Origin of the sequence: Haladaptatus sp. CMAA 1909 (assembly GCF_043952005.1) — an archaeon.
Taxonomy (GTDB): domain Archaea; phylum Halobacteriota; class Halobacteria; order Halobacteriales; family Haladaptataceae; genus Haladaptatus.
In genome coordinates this window covers 429,131-447,337 of the sequence record NZ_JBIOAV010000002.1, presented here as the reverse complement: position 1 = coordinate 447,337, position 18,207 = coordinate 429,131, and the positions used below count along the sequence as shown (strand labels likewise).

At 55.0% G+C, this 18,207-nt stretch carries 17 protein-coding genes and 2 pseudogenes; 15 read left to right on the top strand and 4 right to left on the bottom strand.

Translation table 11 applies throughout. The annotated features are described in order from the left end of the window. Nucleotides 1-3: 3 nt before the first annotated feature. The 11 genes and pseudogenes from pglZ to ACGYLY_RS20215 all read left to right on the top strand — a co-directional run bounded on the left by pglZ (nt 4) and on the right by ACGYLY_RS20215 (nt 10,144). Nucleotides 4-2,196, top strand: a complete 2,193-nt coding sequence (gene pglZ / locus ACGYLY_RS20265) for a BREX-5 system phosphatase PglZ (RefSeq protein ID WP_395284723.1) — start codon at nt 4-6, stop codon at nt 2,194-2,196. A gap of 236 nt (nt 2,197-2,432) precedes the next feature. Further along, nucleotides 2,433-3,047, top strand: coding sequence for a hypothetical protein (locus ACGYLY_RS20260; protein ID WP_395284724.1), 615 nt, complete (start codon nt 2,433-2,435; stop codon nt 3,045-3,047). Nucleotides 3,048-3,324: 277 nt separating this feature from the next. Continuing rightward, nucleotides 3,325-3,648: a hypothetical protein gene (locus ACGYLY_RS20255; RefSeq protein ID WP_395284725.1), complete on the top strand. Its 324-nt coding sequence runs from the start codon at nt 3,325-3,327 to the stop codon at nt 3,646-3,648. Continuing rightward, entirely contained in the window at nt 3,649-4,155 is a 507-nt protein-coding gene (locus ACGYLY_RS20250; protein WP_395284726.1) for a hypothetical protein, read from the top strand. A 483-nt stretch (nt 4,156-4,638) separates the two neighbouring features. Next, a complete protein-coding gene (locus ACGYLY_RS20245) occupies nt 4,639-5,034 on the top strand; it encodes a hypothetical protein (protein ID WP_395284727.1) in 396 nt (131 codons plus the stop codon). A gap of 181 nt (nt 5,035-5,215) precedes the next feature. Beyond that, nucleotides 5,216-5,455: pseudogene (locus ACGYLY_RS20240) on the top strand (RNA-guided endonuclease TnpB family protein); the annotation flags it as partial. Nucleotides 5,456-5,553: 98 nt separating this feature from the next. Continuing rightward, nucleotides 5,554-6,723, top strand: coding sequence for a thiolase C-terminal domain-containing protein (locus ACGYLY_RS20235; RefSeq protein ID WP_395284728.1), 1,170 nt, complete (start codon nt 5,554-5,556; stop codon nt 6,721-6,723). Continuing rightward, the gene (locus ACGYLY_RS20230) at nt 6,720-7,151 is read left to right on the top strand and encodes a Zn-ribbon domain-containing OB-fold protein (RefSeq protein ID WP_395284729.1); all 432 of its coding nucleotides are present in this window, start codon (nt 6,720-6,722) and stop codon (nt 7,149-7,151) included. Before ACGYLY_RS20235 ends, ACGYLY_RS20230 begins: the two co-directional genes overlap by 4 nt. Nucleotides 7,152-7,185: 34 nt before the next feature. Further along, nucleotides 7,186-7,368: pseudogene (locus ACGYLY_RS20225) on the top strand (ArsR family transcriptional regulator); the annotation flags it as partial. A 102-nt stretch (nt 7,369-7,470) separates the two neighbouring features. Continuing rightward, the gene (locus ACGYLY_RS20220) at nt 7,471-8,550 is read left to right on the top strand and encodes a TrmB family transcriptional regulator (protein WP_395284730.1); all 1,080 of its coding nucleotides are present in this window, start codon (nt 7,471-7,473) and stop codon (nt 8,548-8,550) included. A 259-nt stretch (nt 8,551-8,809) separates the two neighbouring features. Next, nucleotides 8,810-10,144: a glycoside hydrolase family 68 protein gene (locus ACGYLY_RS20215; RefSeq protein ID WP_395284731.1), complete on the top strand. Its 1,335-nt coding sequence runs from the start codon at nt 8,810-8,812 to the stop codon at nt 10,142-10,144. A 20-nt stretch (nt 10,145-10,164) separates the two neighbouring features. Here the strand turns inward: ACGYLY_RS20215 and ACGYLY_RS20210 are convergent, their stop codons facing one another. Beyond that, nucleotides 10,165-10,422: a hypothetical protein gene (locus ACGYLY_RS20210; RefSeq protein WP_395284732.1), complete on the bottom strand. Its 258-nt coding sequence runs from the start codon at nt 10,420-10,422 to the stop codon at nt 10,165-10,167. A gap of 51 nt (nt 10,423-10,473) precedes the next feature. Here ACGYLY_RS20210 and ACGYLY_RS20205 point away from each other — a divergent pair, with 51 nt between their 5' ends. Next, nucleotides 10,474-11,064 (top strand): nucleotidyltransferase domain-containing protein, encoded by a 591-nt coding sequence (locus tag ACGYLY_RS20205; protein ID WP_395284733.1) that lies wholly within the window; start codon nt 10,474-10,476, stop codon nt 11,062-11,064. A gap of 552 nt (nt 11,065-11,616) precedes the next feature. Here the strand turns inward: ACGYLY_RS20205 and ACGYLY_RS20200 are convergent. Both ACGYLY_RS20200 and ACGYLY_RS20195 read right to left on the bottom strand, forming a co-directional pair. Continuing rightward, nucleotides 11,617-12,078, bottom strand: a complete 462-nt coding sequence (locus ACGYLY_RS20200; RefSeq protein WP_395284734.1) for a plastocyanin/azurin family copper-binding protein — start codon at nt 12,076-12,078, stop codon at nt 11,617-11,619. 186 nt (nt 12,079-12,264) lie between these two features. Continuing rightward, complete coding sequence (locus ACGYLY_RS20195) at nt 12,265-13,377, bottom strand: hypothetical protein (RefSeq protein WP_395284735.1); 1,113 nt, start codon at nt 13,375-13,377, stop codon at nt 12,265-12,267. A gap of 538 nt (nt 13,378-13,915) precedes the next feature. Between ACGYLY_RS20195 and ACGYLY_RS20190 the strand changes: the two genes are divergently transcribed. After that, nucleotides 13,916-14,677, top strand: coding sequence for a LamB/YcsF family protein (locus ACGYLY_RS20190; protein ID WP_395284736.1), 762 nt, complete (start codon nt 13,916-13,918; stop codon nt 14,675-14,677). 71 nt (nt 14,678-14,748) lie between these two features. On the opposite strand, the gene ACGYLY_RS20185 is transcribed toward ACGYLY_RS20190, so the two are convergent. Then, nucleotides 14,749-16,107, bottom strand: coding sequence for an acetyl/propionyl/methylcrotonyl-CoA carboxylase subunit alpha (locus ACGYLY_RS20185; protein ID WP_395284737.1), 1,359 nt, complete (start codon nt 16,105-16,107; stop codon nt 14,749-14,751). Nucleotides 16,108-16,251: 144 nt separating this feature from the next. Between ACGYLY_RS20185 and ACGYLY_RS20180 the strand changes: the two genes are divergently transcribed. Both ACGYLY_RS20180 and ACGYLY_RS20175 read left to right on the top strand, forming a co-directional pair. Continuing rightward, the gene (locus ACGYLY_RS20180; RefSeq protein ID WP_395284738.1) at nt 16,252-17,157 is read left to right on the top strand and encodes an allophanate hydrolase subunit 1; all 906 of its coding nucleotides are present in this window, start codon (nt 16,252-16,254) and stop codon (nt 17,155-17,157) included. Then, nucleotides 17,154-18,122, top strand: coding sequence for a biotin-dependent carboxyltransferase family protein (locus ACGYLY_RS20175; RefSeq protein ID WP_395284739.1), 969 nt, complete (start codon nt 17,154-17,156; stop codon nt 18,120-18,122). The genes ACGYLY_RS20180 and ACGYLY_RS20175 overlap by 4 nt, the downstream gene beginning before the upstream one ends. The last annotated feature ends 85 nt before the right edge of the window (nt 18,123-18,207 follow it).

The window sequence follows — 18,207 nt, the reverse complement described above, 5'->3', positions numbered from 1 at the left end:
ACCATGCAGGCGAGCAAATCGCTTCCCGACGCCGCGAAGGACACTATCCAGCAGAAGTTCAACCGCGCCGAATCGTCGACCCCGGTGGTCCTCTGGTGGGACGACGGAAACTACCTAGAGGACATCGTAAAGGAGGCCTGTGCCGGCCTCGGCGTTCACCTGAAAATCCCCGACGAAACGCCACTCGAACTTCGTGCCGATCTGGTCGACGGCGAACAGGTCTGGTACGTCCCACACGTCAAAGACCCCGCAGACGTCGACGGTGACTACGACTGGTTTCGGGATGTCGAACACACGGGCGGCGAGGTGGAGATGGGCATCGAAGACCTCACCGTCCACGCGTTCGGCCGCGGACAACTCGATGCGTGGGAGTTGAAAAACGCGACGCGTTCTGACGACCCGAAAAAGCGCCGTAAGATCGCACGGATTCTCCACGACCAACTCACCGGGGGGCAGCTTCCGACGCTCGAACAGCTTCGCACGCGGATCGTCACCGGCGGCTACACCGACCCGGTGGCGTTCGTGCTGGAGAACGGCTGGGGAGACATCAAAGACGACCGGGGTACCATCGAGCAGATGACGGACTTACTGACGACCGACGGCGTCGATGCCGTCGCCAACGAGGACGAGCCGGCGGGCATCGTCACAGCGACACGGCGCTGGGCCGTCGCGGAGTGGCTGATTCACGCCGGCGCCGACGCGGACCGCTTTCCCGAACTGTTCCGCGCGGAGACCGCCGGCGCTCACGACCTCCCCGAACTCAAGTCGGTGCTGAACAACACCACCTCGGCCGGCCGCATCGCCGAGCGATACCTCGGGGAAACCGTGTGGCCCGAGGTCGTCGACGGAATCGACGACCCGTGGGAGTTATCGGAGTGTATCGTCGACGGCGCGCTCGAACAGCGTCTCTGGGAGACGTGGATGTCGACCTTCGACGACGGTGACTACGAGATCTGTCTCGATCGCGCCCAAAAGCGGTGCGAATCGCTTCGCGGGCGCAAGGGATTCCGTGACGAGTACAGGGGTGCCTATGGCCCGGATAGTCCGTGGACGGAGACGTGGGAGCAAGCGGTACAAATTGCCCGGCTCGCCCATAGACTCGACACGTGGGACGAGAGCACCAGCGAAGATGTCGTCTCGGTATATGCCGATGAGGAGGACGGCACGTGGCAGATCGACAACGCGGTCCTCAACCTCGTCGTCTCCGGAAAACCGGAGACCGGCCTCCCGAACGATCACCCGGCGACCGATTCACTCGACGACGTGCGAACCGAACTCCAGTCGGAGTACGTCAGCTACCTCGAGGATCTCGGTGACCTCGTTACTGAGACTGTCGAAGCTGGCGCTCCGTTCGTGGAGGAGGATCACGCCTATCAGTTCTTCACGAAGGAATCCACTGGACTGGAAAGCGGACAAACGGTCGCACTGTTCATCATCGACGCACTCCGATTGGATCTCGCTCGGCAGCTCGCGGACGAACTTCGTACTCACGTCGGCGATTTCTCCGTCGACAAACCTGATTTCGCCGTTGAGGAGAGCGTTTGGCTCGGAACGCTTCCCTCGGAGACCGAGTTCGGGAAGGCGGCGATCACACCGGGTGAAATCCAGATGTTCGACATCTCGCTCGTCGACGGTGACCTCCAACCGCTTCGCAACGATCGGCGCGTCACTACCAACCGTCGGGAATCGCTGCTAGACGGTGACGGCTGGACTGTCACCCGTGATGAAGAGGACGGGTGGCAGTCGACGCGGGTGGCGTACTTCAAAAACGACATCGACAATATGGGTGAGAAAGAGCACACCGACCTCGAAGCGTTGTTGTCCCGGCGCGTCGAATCCCTCGCAGAGTTTATCGCGGATAAACTCGAGCAGTGTGAGTGGGACCAGGCGTACATTCTGACGGACCACGGCTTTGTTCTCCTCCCGGAGGAATTCAAACCGGAGAAAATTCCCCGTCCGGATGTGGCAACGGACTCCAGTCGCCGCTGGATCGCCGGCAAGGAGGTCGGTGAGGGCGAATCGGGCGTTCTCCTCGATTCGAGTACGCGATTGGGATATCTCGATGCCAACGTCAGCGTGCTTGCAAGCCCGCTCAAGCGGTTCAGCAAGAGAGGAGTTGGTGATGACCGCTTCTATCACGGCGGCCTGCTTCCGCAAGAGTTCGTACTGGACTTCATCAGTATCACGCAAGGATGATTGACTCCGTTATGATGAAAGTCACTTCCGGAGGACCGAGAACGGATGAGTAGCGTGGAACCCTCCCCCGGTCAACGGGTGATACTCAACGACGCCCCTGCAGAGGTCATCCGAACGCGGACCGTTGGCGACATCGAGTATCTGCGGGCATTCATCGAAGGAGAGGGGGTCAAGCGAAAGCCCACAGAAAAGCACTTGCCCGCAAAACGCAGTCCGCTGGTGAACGCATCGACGAGTTGCAAGCCCGCGAGTTCGAGAAAGGTGCCCACCTGCTCGTCGACAACGTCCACAAAGAGCGGATCACTGTCGATGGCAACAAACTCGAACGCATCACGAAAGACGACGGTAACACCTATTTCCGACTCCCCGGTGAGGAAGACACGCTCGGTCGCGGTGGTGCCGTCGCCCATTCGACAGCGGATCTCTTGCCGATCCAGCGATTCGCCCGCTATGACGACGAAATGCTTGCGTCCATCACGAATCGCAAACCCGACGAACTCGCAAGCAAGGCGTGGCGTGAACGCGATGAGGCCGGTCGCTACTCACTCTGGTCGAAGGGCAGTGGGGAGATCCGAGCCTACCTCGATGCGTCAGAGCTGGCTGATTGGATTCGCCTGAAAGAGTCCGGGGTGAGCAAGAAATACAGCCAAGAACTTGCTCGCCGGACGATGGGCGCGATGCACGAGCTCTCGAATGGGCGGCTCGGGAAGATCAAACGCCAACGGTCCAAAGACGGACTAAGCTACCAAGAGACGCGTCTCGTCCTCAAGGCCGATGTGGAACTTCCCGGTGAGGTCACGAACAACGACACGGACGACAGTCCGACCACAGACGGGGTTGCCGGAGAGTAGCGTGGTCGGGACGAAAATGCGCCCGAGAGAGACACGAATCTAACATGAACACAACCACGAACGCGGATGTGGACGTCCTGAATTGACACAGTTTGAGACAGACGCCGGACGGCTACTCGTGAGTACGGCAGTTGTATCGGCGTCTATCGGCTCAAAGCCAGCGGGAGGGGGAAGCGGGTACTGGCCACCGCGTCTGTGGTCGGGATGGTCGGTGCGTGAGACTCTCGTCAGAGAATGCGACAACAGAGTTTTCCCGTTCGGCTCACAATGTACACACATGAGTTCGGATACAGGCGAGAAAAAGCGAGTCCAATTTCGTGCCCCCGAGCGGCTCGTCCAGCAAGCGGATACGCTCGCCACCGTCTTAGAGACTGATCGGACGACAGTCATTCTCTCGGCACTCCGGGACTATCTTCGTGATGCCGCGCACAACGACGAACTCAAACAAGAGATCGCAGAAGCATTCTACAGCGACGATATTACGTTTACACAGTTGAAGGACCTTGTTGGTCACGAAGAAGCTGCCAACTTCCGAATTCTCAAAGAGCAACTCGAGGACGAATTCATTGACGAGACCGCTGAGGAGCTAGCAGATTCATAAATGCAGGTCGTCGCAGACACATCTGCTCTCGTGAGCCACGGTACGGTCGCCGACCACACATGGAACCCACTTGACCATCTCCTTGCTACCCACACGATTATCGTTCCAACGTTGGTTTTCGACGAGTTGGAAGAGACAGCGGCATACGATAATGCGTCGGGACAGGGCGCAAAACAGGTTCTCGATCGGCGGGAGGACTTCGACGAACGGGCTGTCGACCTCGATGAGTCATTCCCACTCGACGATGGCGAGAACGCCGCCGTGACACTCACGAACGAACTCAACGCGACGCAGTTTCTGTGTGACGAGTTCAATCGGCTTGCCCTCATTCATGCATCACTGGTTGATACTCGGCTTGTGACCACGCCGATGCTGCTTGTTGCGCTCGTGCGAAACGAGATCGTCTCACCAGCTGACGCGGAGTCATTACTCGATGAGATGAGTACGGCACGAAGTTGGTCGAAGAACACCTATGTACAACGTGCGAGAGTTGTCTTGAAGAGCTAGTGAGAATAGCTAGTGACGTCCCCGATTCGTTTGGTCGAACGCTGTTCGTCAATTCTTCGAAACGGTCCAGTGTTCGGAACAGAACACAGAGCTCGTTAACTTCCGCGAGAAACGAGCCGAGAGTCAGCAAGTCGAAGTCAAGTAGGTAGCGTTGGCGTTTCGTACGATCCGTCGGATGTGTATATGTCCCCTGGTGGTGGAGTCACAGATGTAGATTGGGACTGGACGATCAACAACGGTAATTCTTCGACTCAAACATACGAGGTGGCAAGTTCCGCACTTATGGGCAGGGATCCAGATTACCTCGAGATTATCTGTAAGGAGCATGCCGAATGGAACTACTCCACGTTCCTCGACGATGCGAGCCACTCGGGAACCCATACCTTACGGTTCGGATAGTCACGTAACTGAAGTCGATGGTTTTATCTATCAATAAATTTTTATAATCACAAGGCACATTCAGCTACAAGATAATATTTGAGTATGAGTCGCATCGCCTCGAAAAGAGTTGGGATATTCATAGTGGTCGTAGTGCTCGCAGCACTCATCGCGGGAGTCAATTCGGGCTTAGTCATCCCTAATAACAAATCAGTCGACAAGGGCCAGATTTCGGTGGGGCAGGAGTACACTTGCACTGGTCAACAGGAGGAGCGATGTTCGGCCACGATCGATTTGGATCGAAAGGGTAGTGCCGACCAGGTGTACGTCAAGGTCATTCCTGACGATGGTGACACCTACCAGAAAGAATTGGTTGAATCCGGTGACTCTGTATCGCTCACCGATCTAAACCCTCACGATGAAATCGAGGTGTGGATACTCTCTAATGATGATGAATATCCGTTCACAGAGGTTCCCGTAGAGGGAAATTCTGCGAACTGACGGAGTCAGGTTGCCGCTGACCATCACATATTCGAGCTATCTATCTTTGAAGAGAGGATCCCGCTGTTTACGGCGGGAGTGAATCCGACAACTCCGACACCAACCACCGTCGATAGTAGGCCGGATATTCCACGTGAGTTCAAACCAATAAGTGAGTGTTCCAATATATCCGATGTGAGGAATTGACATCACTCGGACTTACATTGGTTCCATCCAGAACCATTGGCATGTCTGTGAGGGCCTTGATTCGGTCGAAGATTCTGCCTCAAAAATTTGGAACGTCGCACGATGGGCAGCAGTCCGCGTATGGGAAGCAACCGGTAAAATCCCTGATGCGGGCGTACTGAAGGTGTACACCAAGAACCAAGCGTGTTGGAAAGATTTGAACGCGCAATCCAGTCAGAAGGTCATCTCTGAAATTGAAGTGCAATGATATTTAAGTAGTTCTACAACTCGATGACTCAGCCAGTGTGAGAATGCGAATTGTTAACTCTTCCCAGTGGGACCGGGTAGGTACGCATGCCAGAGCCAGTCATCGCGTCGGTCGGCGCCTCGCCGCTCGGCCGCACGGACCTCCCGGGCCGCGACCTGTTCTCGGTTGCCCTCGCGGAGGCGTTCGACAAACTACCCGACCCTGCCGACCTCGTCGAGGCGGTGTACGTCGGTAACCAGTCGGAGAGCTACGAACACCAGATCATGTACGGGACGCTTTTGGCCGAGTGGGCCGGACTCCGTCACGTTCCCGCCGAGCGAGTCGAGGGGTGTGCCGCCGCGGGCGCGCTCGCGTTGCGCCACGCAGTCAAGGACGTCCGCAACGGAGAACATGAGGCCGTGCTCGCGTGCGGCGTCGAGAAGATGACGTCCGCGGGCACCAGCGGCGCGACTGACGCGCTGTCGGCGGCGTTCGACCGTGCCATCGAGCAGCGTTCCGGCATCACCGCGCCCAGCCAGTACGCACTGCTCGCCAAGCGCTACCTCCACGAGACGGACGCTACGGAACGCGACCTAGCTGAAATCGCAGTGAAGAACCACGCCAACGCCGCTCGAAACCCACGGGCGCAGTTTCCGAAGGAGATCGACGTGGAGACGGTCCTGGAGTCTGCCCCCATCGCGCCACCGCTGAAGCTCTACGACTGTGCGCCGGTCGGGGACGGCGCTGCGGCCGTCCTCGTGACGACCGCCGAGTTGGCGGCTGAACTCGACCGCCCGCAGGTGCGCGTCGCGGGCAGCGGGGCCTCCGCGAACAACATCGCGGTTGCCGAGCGAGACATGACCGACATCGCCGGCGCTCGCATCGCTGCCGAGACGGCCTATGAGGAAGCGGGCATCGACGCCGCGGCCGTCGATATCGCGGAGGTCCACGACGCCTTCACCGTCTGCGAGGCCCTGCTCGCGGAGGCCGTCGGCTTCGCCCCCGCGGGAACGGGCTATCAGAGTTACCAAGCGCCAGGGGAGCGGGCTGACGGCTGGACAGACGTGCAGTTGAGTCCGAGTGGCGGACTGAAGGCCCGCGGCCACCCCATCGGTGCGACCGGGCTCTTGCAGGCGCTCGAAGCCTACGAACAGCTCACAGGGACCGCAGGCGACCGCGCGGTCGAGGGGGCCGAGACGGCCTTGTTGCTCAACGAAGGGGGCGTCGCGGACGCCGTCACCGTCGGCCACGTACTCACGACGGCGGTGGCACCATGACAGACGGTGACCTCGATGCGACCGACCCGCGGACACTTCCGGGCTTCTTCGACGCCCTCGCGGACGGCGAACTCATGGGCGGAGTCTGTGCGGACTGTGGACAGGTGCTGTTGCCGCCACGGCCAGCCTGCTACGCCTGTGGCAGTCTCGCCATCAACGTCGAACCGCAGTCGCGTGAGGGCCGAGTCTTCTCGTACACGGAGGTCCACACGCCGCCGCCGGCGTTCGTGGCGGACGCGCCCTATACGGTCGCCGTCGTTGAACTCGCGGGCGGTGGCCGTCTCCTCGGGCGCGTGGCCGCCGACTACACCGACGTCGCCATCGGTGACTCGGTTGAACTCACAGTGCGCGAGCCAACGGCCGCAGAGCAGGAGGTCGCACTCGACTACGAGACCGACTGGCCGATCCACGTCTTCGAGCCGCGGTAAGGGTCAGGCTTGGCAAATCAAAGCATCAACACCAATGTCACACACTACATCCCACGCCAATGGCGATGTCATTCGGGATTTCCTCTCGATCGCAGACCTCCTCGAAGAGCCACGGCTAGCCCAACTATACGCCTACCTCTCTCGCCAGGGTCCAGCAACCGTCCAAGAACTCATGGATGCCTTGGACTTCCCGCAAGGAACGGCCTATACGTACCTAATACTAACCACTAATTGGCGCCAACGACCGTCGAAAACCATCGCAATCCACGGCCATATGAATGAACAGCCAAATCATCTTTGAGTCTCAACTACCAGTATAATGTCTCGGAACGGTGCGCCAAACGACGCAATGCTTAGAGAAGAGCTGGGTGAGTTCGGATTTTCGGATAAAGAGATCGATGTCTATCTCACTCTCCTAGAACGAGGCGAAGCAACCACGGGTGCCATTTCAGAAGACGCTGACGTCACACAGCAAGCGGTATACACCATCACCGACCGGCTGGAAGACCGTGGCTTAGTGCGAGTTAACGATCACGCGTCGCCGAAGACGATTCGTGCCATACCGCCGGAGGAATCGATGGCAACCCTCGCAAGTCGAATAGATTCGATAACACCGGTTCTCAAAGATCGGTTTAACGACACAGAACCTCGGACTCCGGAGCTGAAGATGGTGAAGTCTCAAAAGACCGCAATCAAACGATTGCGAGACGCCATCTCGAAAGCACAAAGAGAAGTCATCGTTGCGATTCCAGAATATATCTATCCAGAAATTGAATCAGAGCTACAGGCTGCAGTCAAACGAGATCTCCTTGTTTTCCTTCTCGTCCAAGATGTAGATGACCTTGAGGAAGCACGAAATCGATATACAGGTGCCGCAGATGTTGTTCGGTGTTGGAGCGAGAACGTCCTATTCCTGTTTGCAACAGATACCCAGTCAAAAAACCATCAGACAACACAGTCAGTTTTGATAGGTGATGCTCAATTATTGTCTGGAACTCACGATCGCGGCGACGGAGTCGCAGTCTCGGAACAACACTTAGCAGGCTCTGTTCGTGGAATGTTCTTTAGCGCCTATTGGCTGGCAGGGGAGGAAGTCTTCGTCACTGAACCAGATCCGCTCCCGAAAACGTTCGAGTGGTTTTGGCAGGCCGTCCTTCACGCACGGCTGCATCAAAAGTCAGGGGTGGATCTCTGGGCGAACATCGAAACAACCGATGGCCAGACGATCTCTGGGACAGTGAGCCAAATCCGTCAGGCACTCGTCGAACCACCGACTAACGAACATACATTGGAAACAGGACTCTACATTGAGACCGATGCAGGCGAGGTTAGTGTTGGAGGACAAAATACGATTTTAGAAGATTACGAAGCGACGTCGGTCACTCTTAGGCCCAATTAATCGGTTGACTTGTCCACGGGACAAAGTCCTCTCCAACTTGCTTCAAATTCCCGGTGCGCTACGGACGTATCGCACTTTACTGGGATTTTTCATTCACTAGCCACGTTAAACTGGGAAATAATATCAGAAATTTGTGAATTGTATTAGTGAGTCACAATCTTAGTAAATTTGTTAGGCAACATTCGTAAGCATCGTTATCTCTATAATCAAAATTCTCGCCAGAAACTTATTCAAGGAGTAGTTTAAAGATTTTGTTGCGATGGTAAACGAGAACGACTCGACGAAAGCGAATCGCCGAAGTTTCATGAAAACAGCCGCTGGTCTTGGTGTCGCCAGTTTGAGTCTCTCATCGATGAGTGGCTCTGCAACTGCTGTTGAAATAGGGAATACCGACCAATGGACACGCGCAGAAGCAGAGCAGATCAAACTGACTGATGATACCACCGCACCGGTAATCAGCGACAGCCCCAGCTCGATTTCCGATCAGTATTGGATCTGGGACACGTGGCCGCTTCGGACCCGTGATGGGGCCATTGTGAAGATTAACGGGTGGCAAATCGTCTTCTCACTCACGGCACCTAATGACCTCGTCCCAGGTGCCCGCCACAATGCAGCGACCATCCGGTACTTCTACTCGCGGAACGGTAAGAATTGGCAGGAGGGTGGTAAAGCATTCGACGCCCCACTCGGCCATCATCAATGGGCTGGCTCTGCGATGTATGATCAGACCAAAGAGCAGATTTATCACTTCTACACGGCTGTCAGTCCCGAGCCGGAGTTCCGACAGCGGCCCGCAGTGGGCATCGGTGCTTCGATCGAAACGGGTCCAAAGGGAGTCGAACTGACTGGCGACCAAGAACACGCCATCATGGGTACGCCCGACGGCGAGATGTACCAGACTCTCGAACAGTCTCGCGAGCAAGGTATCGTCTATGCGTTCCGTGACCCGTGGTATTTCAAGCATCCCGAAACGGGTGAAGACCTTGTCGTATTCGAGGCGAACACGCCAACTGGAAGTAAGGATCCAAGCGACCCGAAAAGCTTCAACGGAAACATCGGTGTCATGCGCGCGACGAATGATGAGTTGACCGAGTGGGAACTATTGCCGCCAGTGATGGAAGCGATCGGAACCAACCAACAGCTCGAGCGCCCTCACTTTGTATTCAACGACGGCAAGTGGTATCTGTTCACCATCAGCCATAAATTCACTTTCGCACCTGGTCTGAGTGGTCCTGACGCTCTGTACGGGTTCGTGGGCGATTCACTGTATGATGACTACGAACCGCTTAACGAAAGCGGGCTGGTTATCGCCAACCCCGAAGAACAACCGTTCCAGGCGTATTCGTGGCTTGCGATGCCACAGGGAGACAACATCTTGGTCGAGAGTTTCGAGAACTTCATCGGACTGGACGATACCTCGCACGGTGCAATCAATCTCAAAGAAGTCGGGAACCTCCCACCAGAAGAGCAAAAGGAACTCTTTCGCGGAACGCTCGCTCCCAGTTTGAAGGTCCAACTCAACGGTACAGAGACGAAGATTGTCGCCGAGCTCAACGACGGTCACTTCTTACCGTCAGTTGGTCGATCGGGCTGAGGTCTCACTAAAGGATCAGCCTACAGAATTCGGGAGTTTTCAGTCACAATGGGGCACAAGCCCATCGAGAGGCAATCACCTGCAAGACACAGGCCTGTGACGAACTCCAAGCTCGCGAGTTCGAGAAAGGTGCCCACCTGCTCGTCGACAACGTCCACAAAGAGCGGATCACTGTCGATGGCAACAAACTCGAACGCATCACGAAAGACGACGGCAGTACCTATTTCCGATTGCCCGGTGAGGAAGACACGCTCGGTCGCGGTGGTGCCGTCGCTCATTCAACGGCGGATCTCCTCCCGATTCAGTGACTTTCCCGCTATGACGACGAGATGCTTGCGTCCACGACTAACCGGAAACCCGACGAACTCGCAGAAATAATAGAAACAGATATTTCAACGATTTCTCGGTCAGTCGATCTGCTCGAACAACTGGGTGTCGTTACACAAGATACCGGCCGCCCTGCTCAGATACAGATTGATCATGACCATCTTCACAAACCGGATCCACTCCTTTCGGTTTCCCAGAGTGAGTTCCGGAAACCGATCGAAGCATTTCTCACCGAGTTACAGCAGCAAGTTGCAGAATCAGACGACGTTGAAACGCTCGTGAGTGTCATCCTTTTCGGCAGTGTTGCTCGCGGGACTGCCGATCGAAGTAGTGACATCGACCTCCTCGTCATTATCGACGGGAAACACACTTACGGACGACGGATTGCAAACCAGATAGCACGGAGCCTCGAAGAACAGTCCTTTAATGGTGATCGATATGAGTTCGAGGTGCTTGTCGAAACGCCGGAAAGCGCAACACAGTATGGTGCAAAACTCCGAGAGATCTTCGATGAGGGCCTCATATTGCATCAAAGAGAGGGTTTTCAACGAGTTCGAACGGCAGTGTATGTTGATGAATCGGAGGAGGTTTGATCGATGTCCATTGAACTCGACGACATCGAGCCCTTGCTCACCGAGGCCGAAGAAGCATTCCGATGGGGTGGACAGCAACCAGAAGAAGGGCTCGATATTTCTGATGCAGGTCTCATCCAGCTCCGCAAAGCGTGCCGATCGATCTCAGGTGCAGACCGACTTCTATCGGATGGATACTACACACTGACCACTGAAGCAGCGTTCACACCGATCGAGAAGACGCTTCTCTTTTGGCTGATTCACGAAGGGCATCACGACCCTTCGAATCCACCACAATCACATACGACACACACACACACACACACACACACACACACACACACACACACACACACACTGTCCAGGCGCACGCGCCAACCCTAAATCAGCCGCTCGCTCTAGCGCCGCCACACACCGGGCCGACTGTATGTAGTTCTCTCGGTTTGGAAAACGAGATTCATGAGCATCAACCTACTCGAAGAAATCTGACTCGGACGGTGGGAGGGAACGAATGCTTCTGTTTGGATCGCGTAGAAAAGAGACTCCTACTGAATGCAAAAGATTTCCAGGCAGCTACTTGCTGTTTGTGAGTTTGATTTGGCCGCGCATCGTTTGCGGATGATATTCACACTTGTATTTCGCCATCTTTTCAGACGCAGTAAATGTCATCGTAACCGTCTCGCCTTTCTCTTCGGCATCATCGCTCTTTTTCAATTCTTCTCCATTCTTGTCCAAGAGCATAAGTTCGTGTTCTTTGCCATCAAGGTTCTTCCAGGTGAGTTTGTACTTTTGACCTGGTTTCAGGGAGAGAGTCGGGTTCTTCTTGTCCTTGATCGAATCAGGTGCACGACCCATCCAGCCCTCTTTCTTCGCACCCAGTCGAATTTCTTTTTGACTCCCACCGCCACCATTCTTTCCCGAATCCTCGTTCTTGTTCTCTTTCGATCCACCAATACAGCCAGCGAGGGCAGTAATTGCGATAGCACCGCTGGAGAGCAGGACGGTTCGTCGGGACCGCTGGTTTGTGTTGGACATTGCTGGATATGCCAATGGCGGAGGGATTGTAAGATAATTTTCGGCTACCTATATTTAGAGATTAATTATGATTGGAACGTAATTATACGACGTTAGAATTGTGTGATGAGGTCACACCAAAACGTAACTACGGTTTTACCACCGTTGTGAGTCTAATTGAGGGGCAGCTCACTCAATTTGCGAGAGTTATCGACGACTCACCTTACTTTGTGGCGCTCCCGTCGATTGGAGAACGCTCCCGAGAAGAAGGAGGACACTCGCCGCGAAGAACGTACTGCCAACGGGTGACGACGGAATCATGAACGACCAGTAGACCGGCGTGACAGCCGTACCAAACAGGACACTGAGGGCGCCATAGAAGGCTGGCGCACAGCAACAACACGCAGTCGCACCAGATGCTGCAAGTGACCCTGAAAAGAGTTGTTTGCCAGCCACAGAACCTGCTGTACTCCACTGCTGAACCACCACAGCGGCGTTCAACCCAATTAACCCTCCCAAAATACTCATCAGAACCAGGGTTCCAACCGAGAGATAGCCAGTAAAGGGAATTGACGGGAAGTACCATTCAACCGCGGGCCAAACGACGAGCGGACTCGCCACTTGGTAGGGAATCAGAAACGCCTTCGTCGGTGCGTTAATCCCTGTATCGGGACTGAAGCTCATCGTCCCAGCAGAGAACGCAAAGAAGATGCTCATGAGCAACCCGGCCCCGACTCCGACAACTTTCGGAATCGTTTGTAAGCGCAGACTTTGAAGCACGCCTCGTGCATCGGTCCAAATAATATACGCAATGAGGAATGGGAGACCCAACACGAGACCGTATCCAAGCGGACTGTAGTACCCTTGATTCGGCATCACTGTGGGATATCCAATCCACCCTGCCAGCAACAGACAGAGCACCGCATACTGGGGCTTCGTCGGATATTTGAATCGAACGAAAAGGAACCCACCAATGGAGAGGGCCCCAGCGAGTAGAATGCTTAAAACAGGATAAATCGTGATGAGGGTTGGTGGTGTTTGACCAACCACTTGGATTTCGACGAGTCCGACCCCCCCAAAAACAGCAGAAAAAGCTCCAGCAGTGAGAAGCACCCCAATGAGAGGAAGCGATAGAACATTGCGACGCGCGGCCATACCGGCACCGACCATTGCACAGAGACCGCCGAAAAAGAGGACAAAGAGGATTCCATGTGGCGTTCCTGCGTGTGTTGTCCCCGAATGGGCAGCAACCGGCGTGATCGCCATTGTCAACCCAGCAAGGACCAGCGAACTCTGGTTGATGAGATGTCGGGGATTCATGATTTTTGTGCCTCCGTGCTACTACTGTGAGTGTGAAGTTGAATCGGTATTGCCTGGCTTATCACTGTCGGAGTGCTGTTTAGAATAGTAGTGAAAGGATGTTGTGGTGTGATTCTCGAAACGGAGGAAATCGTGATGGATAGGGAAGACAGTGCTGCGAACCGTTAGTACCGATCACGAATCGAGAGGAGGTTTCGTTAACACCATCGATAGCAACCATCTGATCGATGACTTCGTCCATCCGATTTCGATCCTGTAGACGGGTGAGAACCATGAAGTCGACATCACCCATCGCATAGCGTTCCCGAGACCGATGACCGGGAACACATCGACGTCAGTAGCTTCACTAAATGAAGCTCGTCGATTGGTGGAATGATAGTATATCCATATTAGAAAGAAGATGGCAACAGACGTTCATCGCGGTGAAGTGCCGCATTGGAAGGGTTGTGTACCGATGGAATCTAACTGATTCGTAGCATGCCGAGCACGCTCGGTATGTGGCCGAAGTTATTTCCTTCTCTCTGACCACGTATTCGGTATGGTAACTATCGACATCAACTGCGACATGGGGGAAAGCTTCGGGAACTGGACGATGGGACGGGACGAAGAAGTGATGCCATACATCACATCCGCCAATATTGCAGGGGGATATCATGCAGGCGACCCACACGTGATGGACGACACTGTTGCTCTCGCTGCGGAACACGACGTTGGAATCGGAATACACCCCGGCCTCCCCGACAAGATGGGGTTCGGGCGTCGAACGATGGCCGCGAGTCCCGAGGAAGTTCGCGACTACGTCACCTATCAGTTGGGTGCGTTGCAAGCGTTTGCCGAGCGGCACGGAACGACCGTCCAACACGTCAAACCGCACGGTGCGATGTATTCGATGCTCTCGGAAAGTAGTGAGCACGCTCGGGCGGTAATGGACGGAATCCTCAATGTGAACGAGGACCTCATTTACCTCGCAACGGATATGAACATCTACGAGGTCGCACAGGAGTACGACGAACTTCGCTCCGTGTTTGAGGGATACGTCGATCTCACGTACCGTCCGGACCGAAGTCTCATCGTCGAACAACAGATGGAGCCAAAAGATCTGAATCTGGTCGCCGAGCGATTTTTCGATATCGCAATCGATGGGAAAGTGACCGCCGAAGACGGGACGGAAATCGACGTTCCTGCAAAGAGTATCTGTATTCACGGCGATGGACCGAACGCGGTTGAACTCCTCGAAACCATTCACCAACAGGTGGACGAACACGATATCCAACTCACGTCACTTGAGGAAATCGCGTGAAATGTGTACATCCACCTGGGTATCAAGCTCGTTCAGTGGTTTTGTCCCGTGTTTGAAAGATTCTCGTCTTCTCACTCCGCCTCTTCGGATGGCATGCTGAACTCCTCGTCGATATACTTCGTAGAATACTCTCCGTTGCGGAAAGCATCGTCATCAAGCATCGCTAAATGGAATGGAATGGTGGACGGAACGCCTTCGATTTCAGCCTCCTGAAGCACTCGTTTTGCTCTGCGGAGAAGGTGTGGTCGATCTTCCGCGGAGACGATGAACTTGGCAACAAGGGAGTCATAGTAGGGACTGATTTTGTCACCTTCGTCGACTCCGTCGTCGACACGGGTTCCAATGCCACGTGGTTGTCGATATCGGTCAACCGTCCCTGGCATCGGTGCAAATTCGTTAGACGGGTTTTCCGCGTTGATACGGAACTCCATCGCAGTCCCACGGGATTGGATATCTGTTTGCTCGAACGTGAGTGGTTCCCCCGCGGCCACTTTGAGTTGCCACTGGACGAGGTCGAGTCCCGTGACAATCTCCGAGATCGGATGTTCGACCTGAATTCTCGCATTCACCTCGAGGAAATAGAACTCGCCATCCTCGTATAGGAACTCCACCGTTCCAGCATTAACATAGTCCGCTTCAGCTGCTCCCTTTCGCGCTGCACTCCGTATGTTCTCTCGCTCTGTCGCGGTCAATGCCGGACTTGGCGTCTCTTCGATGAGCTTCTGCTGTCGTCGCTGGATACTGCAGTCGCGCTCGCCAAGGTCCCGGACGTTACCGTGTTCATCACACAGGATTTGAACTTCGATATGTCGTGGGTTTTCGAGGTAGCGTTCGACGTACACGTTCGAGTTGTCGAAGTACGCCTCCCCCTCTCGTTTCGCGTTCGTAAACTGCTCTTCGATTTCGCCCTCCTCGTGGACGACTTTGAGACCTCTCCCACCGCCCCCGCCATCGGCTTTGATTGCGATCGGATAGCCATGTTCGTGACCGAATTGGCGTATTGTTTCGATGTCTGTGACCGGTTCCGTCGTGCCAGGAACGATCGGGACATCAGCTCGTTGCATTATTTTCCGAGCTTTCGTTTTTTCACCGAACTGCTCCATAACCTGACTCGGTGGACCGACCCAGACGAAATCGCTCTCTTCGACTGCTGCAGCGAACGATTTGCTCTCGGCGAGGAATCCATACCCCGGGTGGATGGCATCGACCTTTGCTTTTCGAGCAGCGTCGAGGAGCGAGTCCTGGTTGAGATAACTCTCGCGGGCGACAGAAGGGCCAATGTGGTACGCTTCATCCGCGAGGCGAACGTGGCGTGCGTTTTCGTCCGCATCGCTATAGACGGCTATCGACTCGATATCGAGTTCGTTGCAAGCTTGGATGACGCGGACGGCAATCTCACCACGATTCGCGACCATTACACGATCAAACATTGTATATGAGTATCGGTCCCGCGGCATATAATACCGAAGTAGCCATCCATGTCTCACAGACTACATTCTCCTCGAAACAGAATCGATAGAGTTGCTATCCGTCGATAACTATACGGTTCCGCATGGGGTGTGTTTGTTTATACCATGGCCGGATCACAAATCCAACGAACGGAGTTACCGTCACCACGGTACGAATACGGCGGTGACGACCACATCTTCGTCGAGTTAGACCAGGAGATGAGTTTCGACGCCAACTTCAAGGCGATGGCAATTACGCAACAGATTCGGGAGATGGATCTGGCCGGACTTATCGAAGTGTGTCCTGCGAACGCGTCCTACCTGCTTCACTTCGATCCGGACCTGATCGAGCCGGACACGCTCGTTGCCAAACTGAAAGACCTTAACCGCGAGATACACCTTTCGGAATACGAGTGGGAGACTCGCATCATCGACTTTCCCGTACTCTATGACGATCCATGGACACATGAAACGCTGATGCGTTTCCGTGACAACCATCAAGATCCGAACGCGACGGATTTGGAGTATTCGGCACGTATCAACGGATTCGAAACTCCGGAGGCATTCATCGATGCACACGCGGGGGCCCCGCATATGGTGACGATGATCGGATTCGTGCCGGGCCTCCCGTGGACGTTCCAAATGGTTCCGCGCGATGAGCAGATCGAAGTTCCGAAATACGTTCAACCGAGGACCGATACCCCGAGTCGGGCGATCGGCTATGGGGGGGCGTTCACGGCGATTTATCCGGTTCAGGGAGCCGGCGGTTATCAGTTGTTCGGTCGAACCCCTGTCGAGGTATTGGATGTCGAGCAGAACCTCCCCGACTTCACGGAGTCGATGGTGTTCCCACAGCCCGGAGATATAATGAAATTCAGAAAAATCGACCGTGACGAGTACGACCGCATTCGGACGGAAATCGACGATGGGACGTTCGAATACCGGTACGAATCGGTTAAATTCTCACCCGAGGAGTTTTTCCAGGACCCTGAAACGTACAACGAGGAACTCGTGGAGGTGCTGTACGAATGATCGAAGTGTTGGAACCCGGAATTTCGACTACGGTCCAAGATCTCGGCCGGTTCGGTCATTATCACATCGGAATGCCACCATCCGGAGCAATGGACCTGTTCTCCCACAAGGTCGCAAATTATCTCGTCGGTAACGATGAATGCGAAGCGACGCTGGAAGTCACGTATCAAGGTCCAGATCTCAAATTCGACGTGGACACCGTCATCGCCATAGCCGGTGCCGATATGGACGCAACGATAAATGACGAATCAGTCGATACTTGGGAATCATACCAGATCGATGCTGGAGACGTCCTGTCGTTCAACTTTTCGACCGAGGGTGCCCGAAGTTACCTCGCCGTTCAGGGTGGAATCGATGTACCGCTCATGATGGAAAGCCGGTCGACGTACACACTTATCGGAATCGGTGGCCACGAAGGGAAATCGCTCGAAAGTGGAGACACACTCCCAATCGGGAATGTGGATGGCGATTCGGTACATGACAAGAGGCGTGTGCCCAATGAACTCCGACCGGGATACGGTGATATGGCCCCAATTCGCGTCGTCATGGGCTTGTGTGACTATCGACTCACCGACGAGAGTAAGGTGGAGTTTTTGGACGCCAAGTGGACTGTGACGCCCGAGGCAGATCGTGTCGGGTATCGGGTGGAGGGAATCGATCTCGAGTTTATCGAACGGGAACAACCCTTCGGTGCGGGACCGGACCCTTCGAACGTCGTGGATTTGGGCTATCCAGTCGGGTCGATTCAAGTTCCAGAACAGCCCATCGTTCTGATGCGGGACGCTGTGACTGGTGGAGGCTATGCGACGATTGGAACGGTTATCAGCCCCGACCGAAACCGCCTCGCGCAACATCGAACGCATCAGTCGTTTTCCTTCGAAGCTGTGACCATCGACGAGGCACTTACTGCACGAACCGAGCACACCGAACGACTCGAAGCAATTCAATCCACACTCAGCGAATGATACAATCATCAAATATAACCCGGTCACGACGCTCTATCGGACGAAGCATATACAAACATATCCGGAGTATCGATACTGATGATAC

Excerpts from the sequence above, each read along its gene's own strand:
- ACGYLY_RS20235 (WP_395284728.1), top strand. The coding sequence starts at position 5,554 with ATGCCAGAGCCAGTCATCGCGTCGGTCGGCGCCTCGCCGCTCGGCCGC.
- ACGYLY_RS20250 (WP_395284726.1), top strand. The coding sequence starts at position 3,649 with ATGCAGGTCGTCGCAGACACATCTGCTCTCGTGAGCCACGGTACGGTC.
- ACGYLY_RS20230 (WP_395284729.1), top strand. The coding sequence starts at position 6,720 with ATGACAGACGGTGACCTCGATGCGACCGACCCGCGGACACTTCCGGGC.
- ACGYLY_RS20200 (WP_395284734.1), bottom strand. The coding sequence starts at position 12,078 with ATGTCCAACACAAACCAGCGGTCCCGACGAACCGTCCTGCTCTCCAGC.
- ACGYLY_RS20255 (WP_395284725.1), top strand. The coding sequence starts at position 3,325 with ATGAGTTCGGATACAGGCGAGAAAAAGCGAGTCCAATTTCGTGCCCCC.
- ACGYLY_RS20190 (WP_395284736.1), top strand. The coding sequence starts at position 13,916 with ATGGTAACTATCGACATCAACTGCGACATGGGGGAAAGCTTCGGGAAC.
- ACGYLY_RS20175 (WP_395284739.1), top strand. The coding sequence starts at position 17,154 with ATGATCGAAGTGTTGGAACCCGGAATTTCGACTACGGTCCAAGATCTC.
- ACGYLY_RS20215 (WP_395284731.1), top strand. The coding sequence starts at position 8,810 with ATGGTAAACGAGAACGACTCGACGAAAGCGAATCGCCGAAGTTTCATG.
- pglZ (WP_395284723.1), top strand. The coding sequence starts at position 4 with ATGCAGGCGAGCAAATCGCTTCCCGACGCCGCGAAGGACACTATCCAG.
- ACGYLY_RS20220 (WP_395284730.1), top strand. The coding sequence starts at position 7,471 with ATGTCTCGGAACGGTGCGCCAAACGACGCAATGCTTAGAGAAGAGCTG.
- ACGYLY_RS20180 (WP_395284738.1), top strand. The coding sequence starts at position 16,252 with ATGGCCGGATCACAAATCCAACGAACGGAGTTACCGTCACCACGGTAC.
- ACGYLY_RS20195 (WP_395284735.1), bottom strand. The coding sequence starts at position 13,377 with ATGAATCCCCGACATCTCATCAACCAGAGTTCGCTGGTCCTTGCTGGG.
- ACGYLY_RS20205 (WP_395284733.1), top strand. The coding sequence starts at position 10,474 with ATGCTTGCGTCCACGACTAACCGGAAACCCGACGAACTCGCAGAAATA.
- ACGYLY_RS20245 (WP_395284727.1), top strand. The coding sequence starts at position 4,639 with ATGAGTCGCATCGCCTCGAAAAGAGTTGGGATATTCATAGTGGTCGTA.
- ACGYLY_RS20185 (WP_395284737.1), bottom strand. The coding sequence starts at position 16,107 with ATGTTTGATCGTGTAATGGTCGCGAATCGTGGTGAGATTGCCGTCCGC.
- ACGYLY_RS20210 (WP_395284732.1), bottom strand. The coding sequence starts at position 10,422 with ATGAGCGACGGCACCACCGCGACCGAGCGTGTCTTCCTCACCGGGCAA.